The 17,368-nt window shown below is 54.2% G+C and carries 12 protein-coding genes and 1 pseudogene; 5 read left to right on the top strand and 8 right to left on the bottom strand.

What is annotated here, in order from left to right; translation table 11 throughout:
- The 4 genes from eutQ to maeB form a co-directional block, all read right to left on the bottom strand.
- Positions 1-705, bottom strand: a complete 705-nt coding sequence (gene eutQ / locus HV037_RS07340; protein WP_049270083.1) for an ethanolamine utilization acetate kinase EutQ — start codon at positions 703-705, stop codon at positions 1-3.
- A complete protein-coding gene (gene eutP / locus HV037_RS07335) occupies positions 683-1,162 on the bottom strand; it encodes an ethanolamine utilization acetate kinase EutP (RefSeq protein ID WP_016153958.1) in 480 nt (159 codons plus the stop codon). The genes eutQ and eutP overlap by 23 nt, the downstream gene beginning before the upstream one ends.
- A gap of 12 nt (positions 1,163-1,174) precedes the next feature.
- On the bottom strand, positions 1,175-1,510 hold the full coding sequence (eutS, locus tag HV037_RS07330) for an ethanolamine utilization microcompartment protein EutS (protein ID WP_003037995.1): 336 nt from the start codon (positions 1,508-1,510) through the stop codon (positions 1,175-1,177).
- A 160-nt stretch (positions 1,511-1,670) separates the two neighbouring features.
- Positions 1,671-3,950: an NADP-dependent oxaloacetate-decarboxylating malate dehydrogenase gene (maeB, locus tag HV037_RS07325; RefSeq protein WP_016153959.1), complete on the bottom strand. Its 2,280-nt coding sequence runs from the start codon at positions 3,948-3,950 to the stop codon at positions 1,671-1,673.
- Positions 3,951-4,230: 280 nt separating this feature from the next.
- Here maeB and tkt point away from each other — a divergent pair, with 280 nt between their 5' ends.
- Positions 4,231-6,225 (top strand): transketolase, encoded by a 1,995-nt coding sequence (gene tkt, locus HV037_RS07320; RefSeq protein ID WP_016157105.1) that lies wholly within the window; start codon positions 4,231-4,233, stop codon positions 6,223-6,225.
- Here the strand turns inward: tkt and HV037_RS07315 are convergent.
- The 3 genes from HV037_RS07315 to aegA all read right to left on the bottom strand — a co-directional run bounded on the left by HV037_RS07315 (position 6,215) and on the right by aegA (position 10,094).
- On the bottom strand, positions 6,215-7,258 hold the full coding sequence (locus tag HV037_RS07315; RefSeq protein WP_029139621.1) for a DUF1176 domain-containing protein: 1,044 nt from the start codon (positions 7,256-7,258) through the stop codon (positions 6,215-6,217). The genes tkt and HV037_RS07315 overlap by 11 nt on opposite strands.
- 123 nt (positions 7,259-7,381) lie before the next feature.
- Positions 7,382-7,957, bottom strand: coding sequence for a GDP-mannose pyrophosphatase NudK (gene nudK, locus HV037_RS07310; RefSeq protein WP_016157107.1), 576 nt, complete (start codon positions 7,955-7,957; stop codon positions 7,382-7,384).
- Between the two features lie 157 nt (positions 7,958-8,114).
- Entirely contained in the window at positions 8,115-10,094 is a 1,980-nt protein-coding gene (gene aegA, locus HV037_RS07305) for a formate-dependent uric acid utilization protein AegA (RefSeq protein WP_049270080.1), read from the bottom strand.
- A 263-nt stretch (positions 10,095-10,357) separates the two neighbouring features.
- On the opposite strand from aegA, the gene narQ reads away from it, so the two are divergent.
- On the top strand, positions 10,358-12,055 hold the full coding sequence (narQ, locus tag HV037_RS07300) for a nitrate/nitrite two-component system sensor histidine kinase NarQ (RefSeq protein WP_016157109.1): 1,698 nt from the start codon (positions 10,358-10,360) through the stop codon (positions 12,053-12,055).
- Between the two features lie 184 nt (positions 12,056-12,239).
- Positions 12,240-15,354: pseudogene (acrD, locus tag HV037_RS07295) on the top strand (multidrug efflux RND transporter permease AcrD).
- A gap of 75 nt (positions 15,355-15,429) precedes the next feature.
- Here the strand turns inward: acrD and ypfM are convergent.
- Positions 15,430-15,489, bottom strand: a complete 60-nt coding sequence (ypfM, locus tag HV037_RS07290; protein WP_001386977.1) for a protein YpfM — start codon at positions 15,487-15,489, stop codon at positions 15,430-15,432.
- 389 nt (positions 15,490-15,878) lie between these two features.
- Between ypfM and HV037_RS07285 the strand changes: the two genes are divergently transcribed.
- Together HV037_RS07285 and dapE are read left to right on the top strand one after the other, a co-directional pair.
- Positions 15,879-16,235, top strand: coding sequence for an ArsC family reductase (locus tag HV037_RS07285; RefSeq protein ID WP_016153966.1), 357 nt, complete (start codon positions 15,879-15,881; stop codon positions 16,233-16,235).
- A gap of 3 nt (positions 16,236-16,238) precedes the next feature.
- Entirely contained in the window at positions 16,239-17,366 is a 1,128-nt protein-coding gene (gene dapE / locus HV037_RS07280; protein ID WP_049270076.1) for a succinyl-diaminopimelate desuccinylase, read from the top strand.
- The last annotated feature ends 2 nt before the right edge of the window (positions 17,367-17,368 follow it).

Genomic DNA, 17,368 nt, shown 5'->3' with positions numbered 1-17,368 from the left:
TTAGCAGGACTGCCAGTTCGCAGGCCAGGCTACATACAGAAATTTCACCGTCGATGGCGTACCAAATTCGATGCTGGAGCCTTTCGGGATAAACATCACGTCCCCGGCTTTAGCAATCATGGTTTCGCCTTCGTGGCGAACGTGCAGCTCGCCTTCCAGAATCATGTCGATTTCGTCGTAGTTCAGCGTCCATGGGAAAAAAGCGTTATCCCACTGCATGAACCCGGCGGCCATACTGCTACCGTCCTGGTCGGTCACCAGATCGGTTAAACCCACGCAGTGCGGTTGTGCGCCGTCAAAACGACCAAACTTCACGCTGCTGCCGTCGATGACTTTGACGCCGCCTTTGCCGGTCACCGAGTTAAAGCTCGGCTGCATTCCGCCCTGCTCCAGCGACTGTTTCTCCTTCATGACTTTGTCCATCAGTTGGGCGACCAGGCTTTCGGTAAACTGCCCTTCCGGTAACTGCGCAATGATGGTTTCGCGAATGCGCTGGCTTTCCGTTTTGCCATCATCCACCGCAGCCGGTGCAGCAGCAGCGACGGTTGGCGCGGATTCATCGCATTCACTGATGGTGACGCCCAGCAGCTCCGCAACTTCGCGCGCCTCCGGGGTGATGATGCTGGCGCGCAGAACAACCGACATTTCCTGTTCGCCGCGTGCGTGGGCCGCACGAATATCGTTAGCTGTGATGAGTTTTTTCACCTGCCCTTTCCTCCTTTTGGCTGAGCTCAGTCAGATAATCCACCAGGTGCTGCACGCTGCGCGGGTCATGGCTGTTGAGTTCGAAAATCGGCTCCTGGAACCCTATCCCGCGAAGTAGTTGTCGCGTTGCGGCGACGTCGGCATCCGGCATGTCCGTTTTGCTGATAACGGCGATTTGTCGTTTACTGGCGCCGATATCCAACAGCCCGGCAGGTAAGCGACTTTCTTTATCATTTGCCGCGTGTATATAAATCAACGTATCAACATCCTGCAGCGTGGTAATTAAGGCGTGATACCAGCGCGGATGGCTAAAATATTCTCCTGGCGTGTCGATATCGCCATTTTCATTAAACTCCACGGCCTGTGTTTTTCTGGCGAGGGAATAATTTCCCTGTAGCGCATTAAAGAGCGTTGTTTTCCCCGCCCCCACCGTACCGACAAACGCAATACGTTTCATCGCCGCCTCTGATTAACTTTTTGTCAGGTTGCACAAAGTGAAATTTAATAACCGACCCAGACCGCTTACCGTCTGTAATAACGCTTCTTCTACCGCGCCTACCGAGCCGTAGATGACCAGCGCACCGCTGAATCGATCGAGAAAGCCGATATGTACATCTGCCGCCTTCATAGCTAAGTCACCGGCAATCATCGCGGTTTCGCCTGGCGTCAGCGTCATGATGCCGATGGCACCCGCTTCGGGAACGCCGATCTTTTTCGCCAGTTCCTCACCAGGGTGCGCAATGAGATGCGCCAGCGTAACCTGTTTCCCCGGCACAAATTCCTGAATAATGCGTTCTTTTTCCATTGCTCACCGCCTCCGCTAAAACTGCCCTCATCGTGGCAATTTTTTGTCAGAGTAAATAACAAAATTCGGCAACCATGTTTAAAAGGTGAAGTGGATCACTAAGAAAGGGGAAATAAAAAGGCGCGGGAGAAACCCGCGCCGGAAATAAATTAAAGTGAAATTACAGCGGCTGAGTTTGGGCTTCTACGACCGCCAGCGCCACCATATTAACGATACGACGAACAGAAGCGATCGGCGTTAATACGTGAACCGGTTTCGCAACCCCCATCAGCACCGGGCCGACCGTTACGCCTTCAGAGCTGGAAACGCGTAGTAAGTTGTAACTAATACGGGCAGCTTCCATATTCGGCATCACCAGAATATTCGCTGAGCCTTTCAGCGGACTGTCCGGCATGCGGTCATGACGGATGCTTTCCACCAGCGCAGCATCGCCGTGCATTTCGCCATCAATCATCAACTCTGGCGCACGCGCCTTAATCAGCTCCAGCGCTTCGCGCATTTTGCTGGCCGACGGACAGTTAGATGAGCCAAAGTTGGAGTGCGACAGCAGCGCTACCTTCGGTTCGATACCAAAGCGACGCACGGTTTCTGCCGCCATCACGGCGATTTCCGCCAGTTGCTCCGGCGTAGGATCGTCGTTAACGTAGGTATCGGCGATAAAGGTGTTACCGCTTGGCAGCAGCAAGGCGTTCATCGCCCCGGCAGTATGCACGCCATCGCGGTGACCAAACACCTCTTTCACCACGCTGAAGTGCTCATGGTAGTCGCCAATCGTACCGCAGATCATTGCATCCGCTTCGCCGCGCTGCACCATGATCGCGCCGATCACCGTGGTGTTGGCAATTACCGCACGCTGCGCCTGCTCCTGGGTAATACCACGACGTTTCATAATCTGGTAGTACTCGCTCCAGTACTCTTTAAAGCGCGGATCTGACTCATTGTTGACGATCTCAAAATCGACGCCCGCTTTGATCTGCAGACCCAGTTTCTGGATACGCATTTCGATAACGCTCGGGCGACCGATCAGGATCGGTTTCGCCAGACCTAAAGTGATCAGCTCCTGCGTGGCATGCAGTACACGCGCCTCTTCCCCTTCAGTCAGCACCACGCGCTTCGGCGCTTTGCGTGCCAGAGAGAAAATCGGCTTCATGAACAGGTTGGTTTTGTAGACGAATTCGGTCAGCTTATCGATGTAAGCGTCAAAGTCGGCAATTGGACGCGTTGCCACACCGGAATCCATCGCCGCCTTCGCCACCGCAGGGGCGATTTTGACGATCAGACGCGGGTCGAACGGTTTCGGAATAATGTATTCCGGCCCGAAGCTCAGGTCCTGGTCGCCATAGGCGGAGGCCACCACTTCGCTCTGCTCGGCGTGCGCCAGCTCAGCAATGGCGTGTACCGCGGCCAGTTTCATCTCTTCGTTGATGGCAGTAGCGCCGACGTCCAGCGCGCCGCGGAAGATGAACGGGAAGCACAGAACGTTGTTAACCTGGTTCGGGTAGTCGGAACGGCCGGTGCAAATGATGGCGTCAGAACGCACCTCTTTCGCCAGCGGCGGCAGGATTTCCGGTTCCGGGTTGGCGAGGGCCAGGATCATTGGCGCACGCGCCATCTTCTTAACCATTTCCTGCGTCAGCACTTTCGGACCCGAGCAACCGAGGAAAATGTCTGCGCCGTCAATGACATCATCCAGCGTACGCTTACCGTCATCCACCACTGCGTAAGCCGCTTTGGTTTCCGCCATGTTTGGTTCACGATCTTTGTAAATCACCCCTTTGGAGTCACAGACCACAATGTTGTGTTTCTGCATACCCAGCGCCACCAGCAGGTTCATACAGGCAATCGCCGCCGCACCTGCACCGGACACCACCATGCGCACATCAGAGATATTTTTCTCAACCACCCGCAGACCGTTAAGGATTGCGGCAGTACTGATGATTGCCGTACCGTGCTGGTCATCATGGAATACCGGAATATTCATGCGCTCACGGAGTTTTTGCTCAATGTAGAAGCACTCCGGCGCTTTGATATCTTCGAGGTTAATGCCGCCAAACGTTGGTTCAAGCGCCGCTACCACGTTGATAAATTTATCCGGATCGAGTTCATCAACTTCGATGTCGAACACGTCAATCCCGGCGAATTTCTTAAACAGAACACCTTTACCTTCCATCACTGGTTTACCGGCCAGCGCGCCAATATTACCCAGGCCCAGAACCGCAGTACCGTTGGAAATAACCGCAACCAGGTTGCCGCGTGCGGTGTATTTGTAGGCTGCCAGCGGGTCCTTTTCAATTTCAAGACACGGTGCAGCCACGCCCGGCGAGTAGGCCAACGCGAGGTCGCGCTGGGTTGCCAGAGGCTTGGTCGGAGAAACCTGGATTTTACCGGGTACCGGAAATTCGTGGAAATCGAGGGCGCTTTGTTTTAACTGGTCATCCATCTTGTTGTTCCTTTCACGTATCTATCAAAAAAGTGGCGCGGGTAACCATTCTACTGAGCCGCACATTATCACCTCAGTCAACGGCACAAACTTTGAAGGTCCCCATACTCTCACCATTCAAAGAAAGAATTTGTTATCAATTTATAACATCTATGTTACCTGCTTAAGCCAGCAATACCATGCTTGTCTGCTATGCTTTTTGCTGACAACGCCCGCAATTATCTCAAAAGTGTGAATCACAACACGCATCTAACACTTTACTTTTCAAGGAGTATTTCCTATGACCCGTAAAGAGCTTGCCAATGCCATTCGTGCGCTAAGTATGGATGCCGTCCAAAAAGCTAACTCTGGCCACCCTGGAGCACCAATGGGGATGGCCGATATCGCCGAAGTACTGTGGAACGATTTCCTGCGCCATAACCCGTCCGATCCCACCTGGTACGATCGTGACCGGTTTATTTTATCCAATGGCCACGCCTCAATGCTGCTTTACAGCCTGTTGCATCTTTCCGGCTACAACCTGCCGCTCGAAGAGTTAAAGAACTTCCGCCAGCTCCATTCGAAGACGCCAGGACACCCGGAAATTGGCTATACGCCGGGCGTGGAGACCACCACCGGACCGTTGGGTCAGGGTTTAGCCAACGCTGTCGGAATGGCGATTGCAGAACGCACGCTGGCGGCGCAGTTTAACCAGCCAGACCACGAGATTGTTAATCACTATACCTGGGTCTTTATGGGCGACGGCTGTCTGATGGAGGGCATTTCTCACGAAGTGTGCTCGCTGGCGGGCACCCTGGGACTTGGCAAACTCATCGGCTTTTACGATCACAACGGCATCTCAATTGATGGCGAAACCGACGGCTGGTTTACCGACGATACCGCGAAACGCTTTGAGGCCTATCACTGGCATGTGGTGCACGAGATTGACGGTCATGACCCTGAGGCGGTGAAAAAAGCGATTCAGGAAGCACAGGCCGTTACCGATAAACCGTCGCTGATTATCTGCCGCACGGTGATTGGTTTTGGTTCACCGAATAAAGCCGGGAAAGAAGAAGCGCACGGCGCGGCGCTGGGTGAAGAAGAAGTGGCGCTGACCCGGCAGAAGTTGGGGTGGCATCATCCTGCCTTTGAAATCCCCAAAGAGATTTACCGGGCGTGGGACGCTCGTGAAAAAGGCGAGAAAGCCCAACAGAGCTGGAATGAGAAATTCGCCGCTTATCGACATGCGCATCCGGATCTGGCGGCAGAGTTTACCCGCCGGATGAGCGGTGGACTGCCGGAAGAGTGGGAAGAAACGACCCAGAAATATATCACCGAGCTGCAGGCCAATCCGGCCAAAATCGCCACCCGTAAGGCCTCGCAAAATACCCTGAACGCCTACGGGCCGATACTGCCTGAGCTACTTGGCGGTTCGGCGGATCTGGCGCCCAGCAACCTGACCATCTGGAAAGGCTCCACTTCTCTTAAAGAGGATCATGCAGGAAACTACATCCACTACGGCGTGCGGGAGTTTGGCATGACCGCGATTGCCAACGGTATCGCTCACCACGGGGGCTTCGTACCGTACACCGCAACGTTCCTGATGTTTGTCGAATATGCCCGTAATGCCGCACGCATGGCGGCGCTGATGAAAGCCCGACAAATCATGGTTTATACCCACGACTCGATTGGCCTTGGGGAAGATGGTCCCACGCACCAGGCCGTCGAACAGCTCGCCAGCCTGCGTCTGACGCCTAATTTCAGCACCTGGCGACCCTGCGATCAGGTTGAAGCGGCGGTAGGCTGGAAGCTGGCGGTCGAACGCCATGACGGGCCAACGGCGCTGATCCTCTCGCGGCAAAATCTGGCGCAGGTTGAGCGGACGCCTGAGCAAGTGCAGCAGATTGCCCGCGGCGGCTATGTGCTGAAGGATGGTGGCGGTAAGCCGGATGTTATCCTGATTGCTACCGGTTCAGAAATGGAAATCACACTGCTGGCAGCGGAAAAACTGACCGGTGAAGGTCGTAACGTGCGAGTGGTTTCTCTGCCCTCAACCGATATCTTCGACGCCCAGGATGAGGCGTATAGGGAATCGGTTCTCCCCTCAAACGTCAGCGCGCGCGTGGCGGTAGAAGCAGGAATTGCCGACTACTGGTACAAATATGTTGGGCTGAAAGGGGCGATTGTCGGTATGACGGGTTATGGGGAGTCGGCTCCGGCAGACAAGCTGTTCCCGTTCTTCGGCTTTACGGTGGATAACATTGTCGACAAAGCGCATAAGGTGCTTAACGTGTGATCCACAGCGTGGGCCAGGCATCTGGCCCATGCCAGTTATCGCAGCTTGGCTCTTGGGCATAGCGCACCAGACGAAAACGCTGGCCGTCGTAGCGCCAGCGGGTCTGGATACCGCAATCTGCCAACCCTCGTCCTTTAGCGAGGGTTACCAGCTCGCGCGACTTCTCATCAAACGTGGCGTTGGTCAGCTCCATATCGCGACTTTCCGCATCCGTTTTAAAAGGCAGGCTTAGCCGTACCGCCCGTGACGTCAACGGGGTAGTACGTGAAACCACCCACGCCAGATCGATGGTGTTATATGCCCCGGCTTCACAGCCGATCATCAGCAGCGCTTTATCATCCGTTAAGGCCGTGACGCGCATCTCGCGACGCAGCGGATCGATCGAACAGCGAATACCGTTGATCCGCCAGTTACCGTAATCCAGCAATTCACTGCGCTCTTGTTGCGTGAGAGGCGTTGGCGTTGGGTTAATCACAGCCACGCCTTTTAAAGCGGGAGCGGGAGGTACGCTGAGCGGAGGCTCGTCGCCTTTTTCAATCCATGCGGTTTCGCTGCCGACCCGTTTTTGCTGGGCGTCGATAAAAAGCAGCGCGGCTTTTAGCCCGACCAGGGACAGGTTTTGCGCCCCTTTTTGCAGGGTTATCGCCTTCGCGTCCTGTACGGTTGTTAAAAATGCGCTGATGGTGGCCGGATCATCGGTCATCAGTTGCCAGGGGGTAATACGCCAGTGTTCGCCGCGAAGCGGGAGCGCTGAGCCATCCAGTAGCAGACGTGGCGCAATATCGCTCTCTTTGGCTGTGGGCGATTCCAGCCCACCCAGTTCAATACGCAACACGGCGTCGGTATGTGCCCCGGCACTGCGGCTCAAGGTCATGACCAGGCCGTGATGTTCTCCGGTATTGCGCGCCACGCAAAAGTTTTGGTTATTGCACGTCACCTGCCAGTCAGAAAACGTCTGTTGCGCGGGCGCGGCCCACAGCAAACGGACGGGTAACAACCCGAGCAGGAAAAGTAAAATAACGCGATAGCGCATGGACGGTACAACCCCGAAGTCAAAACACACAGCCTAAGCGGTATCTTCCTTGCGCGACTGATGTGGCTCAATAAGAATCGTCGGATTGGCCGAAAATTTGTAAAGAAATATAAATCCCGCGCATTAGTCCATGAGATGCGACGACTGCAAATAGTTCAGCAATAGCACCGTCTTACCGTCACGGATCTCACCCGTTTTAATCATTTCCAGCGCCTGTGTGAACGGCAGCTCCAGAACCTCAATATCTTCATCTTCCACCCCTCCGCCCGCATTTGCCCGCTGGCTGTCGCTGTATTGCGCAATAAAGAAATGAATTATCTCCGTCACGCCGCCCGGCGACATATAGAGTTCAAACAGCTTACGCACTTCACCCACTTCAAAGCCGGTCTCTTCAATGGCCTCTTTCCGAATGCACGCTTCCGGTTCGTCGTTATCCAGCAGCCCGGCGCAGGTTTCAATCAGTTGACCGCTTTCATTACCATTGACCCAGGTGGCGACGCGAAACTGGCGGATGAGCACCACCGTTTTCTTCTCCGGGTTATACAGCAGGATAGTGGCGCCGTTGCCGCGATCGTAAACCTCGCGTTTGTGACGAATCACCTCTCCATTGCTACGGGTCAGGTCATAGGTGATATTGCGCAGGATGAAGTAGTTATCGGAAAGGACTTTATCTTTGATGAGGGTAATTTTTTGCGACATACCGGCTCCACAGCAAGAAGTGAGAAATAATACTACGCCGTGAAACCGGGTTTGTCTTGGTGCAATGTCGGCCTGATAAGCGAAGCGCCATCAGGCAATTATGCGGCACAGAGCCGGATAGCAACGCTAACGCGCCTTATCCGGCCTTCTTAGCGACTTAGTGAGATTTGACTGATTTTACGCCCAGCCAGTCGACGATCCCCTGGGCGGCATGCCGTCCTTCCGCCATCGCCGTAACCACCAGATCCGCACCGCGTACCGCGTCACCACCGGCGAAGATTTTCGGGTTGCTGGTTTGATAACGGTATGCGCTTTCAACATTGGCGGCAATGCGCCCCCAGTTATCGACCTTAACCCCATGCGTCTCCAGCCACGGCATGCCATGTGGGTGAAAACCAAACGCCATGATCACCGCATCTGCGGGCATGACAAACTCACTCCCGGCGAGGGGAACCGGGCGACGACGCCCCTGCGCGTCCGGCTCGCCAAGCTGGGTACGTAAAAAACGCACGCCGCTGACTCGCCCATCATCATGCAACACCAGCTCAACCGGCTGGACGTTAAACTCGAAGTTCGCCCCCTCTTCCCGGGCGTTCTTCACCTCTTTTTTCGAACCGGGCATGTTGGCTTCATCACGACGATAAGCGCAGGTCACCTGGCGTGCGCCATGACGCAGCGCGGTACGCACGCAGTCCATTGCCGTATCGCCTCCGCCCAGTACAACCACGTTCAGTCCGGCGGTGTCGATAAACGGCTCTTCAGGCAGTTCATCCAGCCCCATCACCTGCTTGGTGTTGGCAATCAGGAACGGTAACGCGTCATAAACGCCAGGCGCGTCTTCATTCGGCAGATCCGCCTTCATGGAACGATAGGTTCCTACGCCCACGAACACGGCATCGTAATCCTCCAGCAGCGCCGACAGCGCCACATCCTTACCCACTTCACAGTTAAGTTCGAAATGAATACCCATGGCGCTGAAGATTTCACGGCGGCGGGCCAGCAGCGATTTGTCCAGCTTGAAGGCCGGAATGCCGAACGTCAGCAAACCGCCGATTTCAGGGTGGCGATCGTATACGGTGGCGCTGACTCCGCTGCGCGCCAGCACATCCGCGCAGGCCAGACCCGCCGGACCCGCGCCGATGATAGCAACGCGCTTATCCACTTTCTGCACGTGGCTTAAGTCCGGTCGCCATCCTTTGCTCAGGGCCCGATCAGAGATGTAACGCTCAATATTTCCGATAGTGACCGCCCCATGCTCGCTACGCACCGTACATGCCCCTTCGCAAAGTCGGTCCTGCGGACATACGCGCCCGGTCACTTCCGGCAGGCAGTTGGTCTGGTGAGAAAGCTCAACCGCCGCATCGATATTCCCGGCTTTGACCAGTTCAATCCACTGCGGAATATGGTTATGCAATGGGCAGGTCCATTCGCAAATACTGTGGTCGCCGCATTTCAGGCAGCGGGACGCTTCCCGTTCCGCCTGCGCCGTACGAAACGGCAGATAGATCTCCTCAAAGCTGGTTTTACGGGCCTCAATTGCCAGCTTATCCGGCTCACCACGCGCAGGCGTCGCCTGCATTTGCTCACGTTTGGTAATTGCATGCGAAACGAAATCGGTGGCGTTGGCATGCCAGGGCTGGCTTTCCAGACTGGCGGTGCGTAGCCTGCGCGCTTTTGACAGACCGGTAAGCGAATTTTCCGTCACCAGTTGTAACGCTTGCGCCGGACAGTTCTCTACGCAGGCGGGTCCCTGTTCGCGTCCCTGACACAAATCGCATTTGTGCGCAGTGGCTTTCACCTTCCCTTTAGCGACAGGAGTGAGTACGATCTGCATCGTGCCGAAAGGACAAGCAACGACGCACGATTTACAGCCAATACACTTTTTCGGGTTCACCTGAACGCTGTCGTTATCATGGCTGATTGCCCCGTTCGGGCAACTTCTGGCGCAGGGCGCATCTTCACAGTGATGGCAGGTTACCGCACTGCGCTGCTGCTGATGCTTGATGACGGTAATTCGGGGCTGGAAATGCCGTTGACTCAGGACATGCTGCTCGCCATTGTGAGCCATGACGCAGGCGACCTCACAGGCATGGCATCCCAGGCACTGCTGGCTATTAACCATAATAAAACGATTCATGGCTTCCTTCTTTTTTGGTTGCAAAAACCTTATTCTTTATATGAGTGTTGTTATTAACCGACACGGAAGGAAGCGGCAATGTTCATTTGCCCAGGAAGCACAACTATTTATCCAGAACCTGTGGCAGATCAATTTATTTCATCGCATATGAAATTGCGTTTCAGTTACCATCCAGTTTCATGGCGTTTTATTAACATTTATCAAATACACCGCATCGTTCGGGCTGTTTTAAGGCGCGACGTGTATTGTGTGAGGATGCACAAGTGACGGTAAAGCGTCCGGTCTCGGCCAGTCTGGCTAAAGCTTTTTTCTACATAGTGCTGTTGTCGATTCTCTCAACGGGTATTGCTCTGCTCACGCTGACCAGCAGCTTGCGAGATGCTGAAGCCATCAACGTGGCTGGCTCATTGCGCATGCAAAGTTACCGTCTGGGTTACGATCTGCAAAGCCAAAGTCCGCAGCTTAACGCTCACCGCCAGCTTTTCCAGCAGGCGCTAAATTCGCCAGCACTACAGAACCTGAACGCGTGGTACGTGCCTCAAGCGGTAAAAAGTCGCTATGGACGTCTACATGCAAACTGGCTGGAAATGAACGCCCGTCTGATCGATGGCGATTTAAATTGGTACCAGAGCAATATCAATAACTATGTCGATCAAATCGATCTCTTCGTGCTGGCGCTGCAACATTATGCTGAACGCAAAGTGATGCTGGTTTTTGGTATTTCACTGGCAGGCGGGATCGGCATTTTCACCCTCGTTTTCTTTACCTTACGGCGTATTCGCCAGCAGGTGGTGCGTCCGCTGAATAAGCTGGTGGTGGCCAGCCAGCACATTGAACACGGTCAGTTTGACATCCCCTCGCTGGATACTGATTTGCCCAACGAACTCGGGTTGTTGGGCAAGACCTTCAGCCAGATGTCGAGTGAATTACACAAGCTGTACCGCTCACTGGAAGCGTCTGTCGCTGAGAAGACCCACGATCTCCACGAAGCTAATCGTCGTCTGGAAGTGTTGTATCAGTGCTCTCAGGCGTTAAATACCAGTCAGATTGATGTGTACTGCTTCCGCCATATTTTACAGATCGTCCGCGAGCATGACGCCGCCTATTTCCTGGAACTCACCGTCGGAGATAACTGGCGAATTAGCGAAGGCGCAAAAAGCCCCGAGCTGCCGATGCAGATCCTGCCGGTCACCATGCAGGAAACCGTCTACGGTGAACTGCACTGGCAAAGCCCGAACGTCAATGCTTCTACCCCGTTGCTTAACAGCGTCTCCTCGATGCTCGGTCGCGGGTTGTACTTCAACCAGGCGCAAAAACATTTTCAGCAGCTGTTGTTAATGGAGGAGCGGGCGACGATTGCGCGCGAGCTGCACGACTCGCTGGCGCAAGTGCTCTCTTATTTACGCATTCAGCTCACGCTGCTGAAGCGTTCGATTCCCGAAGATAACGCCCCAGCGCAAAGCATTATGGCGGATTTCTCTCAGGCGCTGAACGACGCCTACCGCCAGCTACGCGAACTGCTCACAACCTTCCGCCTGACTTTACAGCAGGCCGATCTCCCCTCCGCCCTGCATGAAATGCTGGAAACGCTGCAAAATCAGACCTCGGCTAAACTGACGCTTGATTGCCGGTTACCGACGCTGGCGCTGGACGCGCAAATGCAGGTGCATCTGCTGCAGATCGTCCGTGAAGCGGTGCTGAACGCGATTAAACATGCCAGCGCAACCGAAATTGCCGTCAGTTGCGTGACCGCGCCGGATGGTAATCACACGGTTTATATTCGCGATAACGGCATCGGCATTGGCGAGCCGCATGAGCCTTCGGGGCACTATGGGTTAAATATTATGCGCGAGCGGGCGGAAAGGCTGAGCGGCACGCTGACTTTCTCTCAACCCTCCGGAGGGGGAACGCTGGTGAGTATCAGTTTTCGTTCGGCAGAATCCGACGGTGAGCTAACGTAAAGAACCGCAAAGCGCCGTCGGTTCTCGATCCAGGCCTGACGGCGTTGGCACGAAAGGTAAGCTGTAAACGGGCATGATAATTTACATTATCTTCTTTTTTTCTCCACGTTTGCCCCGTACCTTGCCGCTAAAGTGAAGCAATTCACACCCATAACGATACGCAGAAACACGAGGTCCCCTTTTAATGGCGAATTTTTTCATCGATCGCCCCATTTTTGCCTGGGTGTTAGCAATCCTGTTGTGCCTGACAGGAGCCCTGGCTATTTTTTCGCTGCCCGTTGAGCAATATCCCGATCTGGCACCGCCAAACGTGCGGGTAACCGCGAACTACCCTGGCGCGTCCGCACAAACCCTGGAAAATACCGTCACCCAGGTTATCGAGCAGAACATGACTGGTCTCGATAATCTGATGTACATGTCGTCGCAGAGCAGCGGGACAGGCCAGGCGTCGGTTACGCTGAGCTTCCTCGCGGGAACCGATCCTGATGAAGCCGTCCAGCAGGTGCAAAACCAGCTGCAATCGGCAATGCGTAAGCTGCCGCAGGCGGTACAGAATCAAGGGGTCACGGTGCGCAAGACCGGTGACACCAATATTCTGACCATCGCCTTCGTCTCCACCGATGGCTCAATGGATAAGCAGGACATCGCCGACTACGTCGCCAGTAATATCCAGGATCCGCTCAGTCGTATAAACGGCGTGGGCGATATTGACGCCTACGGTTCACAATATTCCATGCGTATCTGGCTCGACCCGGTCAAACTTAACAGCTTCCAGATGACCGCCAAAGATGTGACCGATGCTATCGAGTCACAGAATGCGCAGATTGCCGTCGGGCAACTTGGCGGCACGCCTTCGGTGGACAAACAAGCGCTGAATGCGACGATCAACGCCCAGTCGCTGCTGCAGACTCCGGATGAATTTCGCGCGATTACGCTACGCGTCAATCAGGACGGCTCAGAAGTTAAACTGGGCGATGTGGCGACGGTCGAAATGGGAGCGGAAAAGTACGACTATCTCAGCCGCTTCAACGGCCACCCGGCTTCCGGTCTGGGGGTAAAACTGGCCTCCGGCGCCAATGAAATGGCAACGGCGGAGCTGGTTATCGACCGCCTGAACGAGCTCTCACAGTATTTTCCGCACGGGCTGGAATACAAGGTGGCGTATGAAACTACCTCCTTTGTCAAAGCCTCAATCATCGACGTGGTGAAAACACTGCTGGAAGCGATCGCGCTGGTATTCCTTGTGATGTACCTGTTCCTGCAAAACTTCCGCGCCACGCTGATTCCTACAATCGCCGTTCCCGTCGTCCTGATGGGTACTTTTTCCGTGCTCTACGCCTTTGGCTACAGCGTTAACACCCTGACGATGTTTGCGATGGTGCTGGCGATCGGCTTGCTGGTCGATGATGCCATTGTGGTGGTGGAAAACGTCGAGCGTATTATGAGTGAGGAAGGCCTCTCGCCGCGGGAAGCGACGCGGAAATCGATGGGGCAAATCCAGGGCGCGCTGGTCGGTATCGCCATGGTGCTGTCGGCGGTGTTTATCCCGATGGCGTTCTTCGGCGGCACTACCGGGGCTATTTACCGCCAGTTCTCGATTACCATCGTCTCCGCAATGGTTCTTTCAGTTCTGGTGGCGATGATCCTCACCCCTGCTCTGTGCGCCACTCTGCTCAAACCGCTACATAAAGGCGAGCATCACGGGCAAACCGGTTTCTTTGGCTGGTTTAACCGGATGTTTAACCGCAACGCCGAACGCTACGAAAAAGGCGTCGCCAGGATCCTGCACCGCAGCCTGCGCTGGATACTGATTTACGGCCTGCTGCTCGGCGGTATGGTTTTCCTGTTCCTGCGCCTGCCAACCTCCTTCCTGCCGCTCGAAGACCGCGGCATGTTTACCACCTCGATACAGTTGCCCAGCGGCTCCACGCAGCAGCAAACATTGAAAGTGGTTGAGGAAGTGGAGAAGTATTACTTCACCCATGAGAAAGACAACATTACGTCGGTCTTTTCCACGGTCGGTTCCGGCCCTGGCGGGAACGGTCAAAACGTGGCGCGGATGTTTGTCCGCTTAAAAGACTGGGATGATCGCGACACCACCACCGGAACCTCTTTCGCCATCATCGAGCGCGCGACCAAAGCCTTTAATAAGATTAAGGAAGCCCGCGTCTTCGCCAGCAGCCCTCCGGCGATTAGCGGTCTCGGGAGCTCTGCCGGTTTCGATATGGAGCTGCAAGATCACGCCGGTGCGGGCCATGATGCGTTAATGGCCGCGCGCGACAAGCTGATTGAGCTGGCCGGGAAAGACGCGTCTCTGACCCGCGTTCGTCATAATGGTCTGGACGACAGCCCGCAGTTGCAAATTGATATCGATCAGCGCAAAGCCCAGGCGCTGGGCGTTTCCATTGATGACATCAACGACACCTTGCAAACGGCCTGGGGCTCCAGCTACGTCAATGACTTTATGGACCGGGGTCGCGTGAAGAAGGTTTACGTGCAGGCGGCGGCAAAATATCGCATGCTCCCGGACGACATCAATCTGTGGTACGTCCGCAATAATAGCGGCGGCATGGTGCCTTTCTCGGCCTTTGCCACGTCGCGCTGGGAAACGGGTTCACCGCGTCTGGAACGCTATAACGGCTACTCCGCCGTCGAGATTGTTGGCGAAGCCGCCCCAGGCGTCAGTACCGGTACGGCGATGGACATTATGGAATCGCTGGTCCACCAGTTGCCGACCGGATTCGGCCTCGAATGGACCGCGATGTCTTACCAGGAACGGCTGTCGGGCTCTCAGGCGCCAGCTCTGTACGCCATTTCTTTGCTGGTGGTGTTCCTGTGTCTGGCGGCGTTGTACGAAAGCTGGTCGGTTCCCTTCTCCGTCATGCTGGTTGTACCGCTGGGGGTCATTGGCGCGCTGCTCGCTACCTGGATGCGCGGCCTGGAAAACGACGTGTACTTTCAGGTCGGGTTTACTCACCGTGATCGGGCTTTCGGCGAAGAACGCAATATTGATTGTTGAATTCGCCAATGAGATGAACGAGAAAGGTCACGACTTGCTCGACGCCACGCTGCATGCCTGTCGCCAACGCTTACGCCCAATTCTGATGACGTCACTGGCGTTTATCTTTGGGGTGTTGCCGATGACCATCAGCAGTGGCGCAGGTTCCGGCGGTCAGCATGCGGTGGGGACTGGCGTAATGGGCGGGATGATTTCTGCCACTATCCTGGCGATTTACTTTGTTCCTCTGTTCTTTGTGCTGGTACGCAGACGTTTCCCGTTGAAGCCACGCCCAGAATAATCGGACACAAAAAAGGCGACTTACGTTGAGTCGCCTTTTATTATCCTTTGCAGGATATGAATTTCTTCCAGAAAATTATTTACGAAGCATCACTTCGATAAAGTCTTTCCAGTTCCCCAGTTCACGTTCAATCATAACAACCTCTCTTATTATTATGGGCATTCTACGAAATCATCATCATAAAAAGAAGATCATTTAACCAATGGTTGCGATTACATCCTCCAGTGTTCGGGGGTATATGTAATCACTATGCGCTAACCCCATAAATTTTATGTGACTTACTGCAATATTTTGAAATATTCATACATCATCTACGACTTTGGCAATTCTGATGGAAAAACAGGCTGATGCAAACAGGCAAATTCTGATTTTCAGTTTCCCGTGAATTTTGGAACTTTCAGGAATCATTATTCACCATTCAACAACAATGTTATATTTTTCTATAACGGTTCGATGACAATATGTATTATTCATGTTTATAGAACACGAGAATAAATATTCAAATTACGTCAATAAGGATTCAAATGATCACCCTCTACGGCATTAAGAATTGCGATACGATTAAAAAAGCCAGACGCTGGCTGGAAGACAATGGGGTCGACTACCGCTTCCATGATTATCGCGTCGACGGCCTGGACAATGCGTTATTACACGCCTTTATCAGCGAATTAGGTTGGGAGGCGCTGCTCAATACACGTGGAACCACCTGGCGCAAACTGGATGAAGCCACACGTAACCAAATCACCGATGCGTCCTCTGCTGCTGCATTGATGATTGAAATGCCTGCAATTATCAAACGCCCATTGCTCTGCGCGCCGGGTAAGCCTATGCTGCTTGGCTTTAGTGAATCCAGTTATACGCAGTTTTTTAATGAGGTATAGTCTATGTCGTGCCCGGTTATTGAGCTGACACAGCAGCTTATTCGCCGTCCTTCCCTGAGCCCGGATGATGCCGGGTGCCAGGCGTTAATGATTGAACGCCTGCGCGCGGTAGGTTTTACCGTTGAGCGTATGGATTTTGGTGACACACAGAATTTTTGGGCATGGCGCGGCAAAGGTGAGACTCTGGCATTTGCCGGTCACACTGACGTAGTGCCTGTCGGCGATGTCGATCGTTGGATTAATCCACCGTTCGAACCGACCATTCGCGATGGCATGTTGTTCGGGCGTGGCGCAGCCGATATGAAAGGCTCACTGGCGGCAATGGTCGTGGCCGCAGAACGTTTTGTCGCCCAGCATCCGAACCATCAGGGTCGTCTGGCGTTTTTGATAACCTCTGACGAAGAGGCCAGCGCCCAAAACGGCACCGTAAAAGTGGTTGAAGCACTTATAGCGCGCAATGAACGACTGGATTATTGTCTGGTTGGCGAGCCGTCCAGTACGGAAATCGTTGGCGACGTGGTGAAAAATGGGCGTCGTGGTTCACTGACCTGCAATCTGACCATTCACGGCGTGCAGGGCCACGTAGCCTACCCGCATCTGGCCGATAACCCGGTACACCGCGCGGCGCCAATGCTCAATGAACTGGTGGCGATTGAGTGGGATCAGGGCAACGAATTCTTCCCGGCGACCAGCATGCAGATTGCCAATATTCAGGCAGGAACCGGCAGCAACAATGTTATTCCCGGCGAACTGTTTATCCAGTTCAACTTCCGTTTCAGCACCGAATTAAACGATGAAATGATTAAGTCCCGGGTGCTGGAACTGCTGGAGAAACATCAGTTGCGTTATACCGTCGACTGGTGGCTTTCCGGTCAGCCGTTCCTGACCGCACGCGGTAAACTGGTGGATGCGGTGGTGAACGCCATTGAGCACTATAATGAGATTAAACCGCAGTTACTGACTACAGGCGGGACGTCCGACGGGCGTTTTATTGCCCGCATGGGGGCACAGGTAGTAGAACTGGGGCCGGTCAACGCGACCATTCATAAAATTAATGAATGTGTTAATGCCGCCGACCTGCAGCTGCTTGCCCGTATGTATCAACGTATCATGGAGCAACTCGTCGCCTGATG

The organism is Citrobacter sp. RHBSTW-00017 (assembly GCF_013797615.1).
GTDB lineage: Bacteria > Pseudomonadota > Gammaproteobacteria > Enterobacterales > Enterobacteriaceae > Citrobacter > Citrobacter braakii.
The sequence above is the reverse complement of the archived record's forward strand: the minus strand, read 5'-3'. Positions and strand labels throughout refer to the sequence as shown.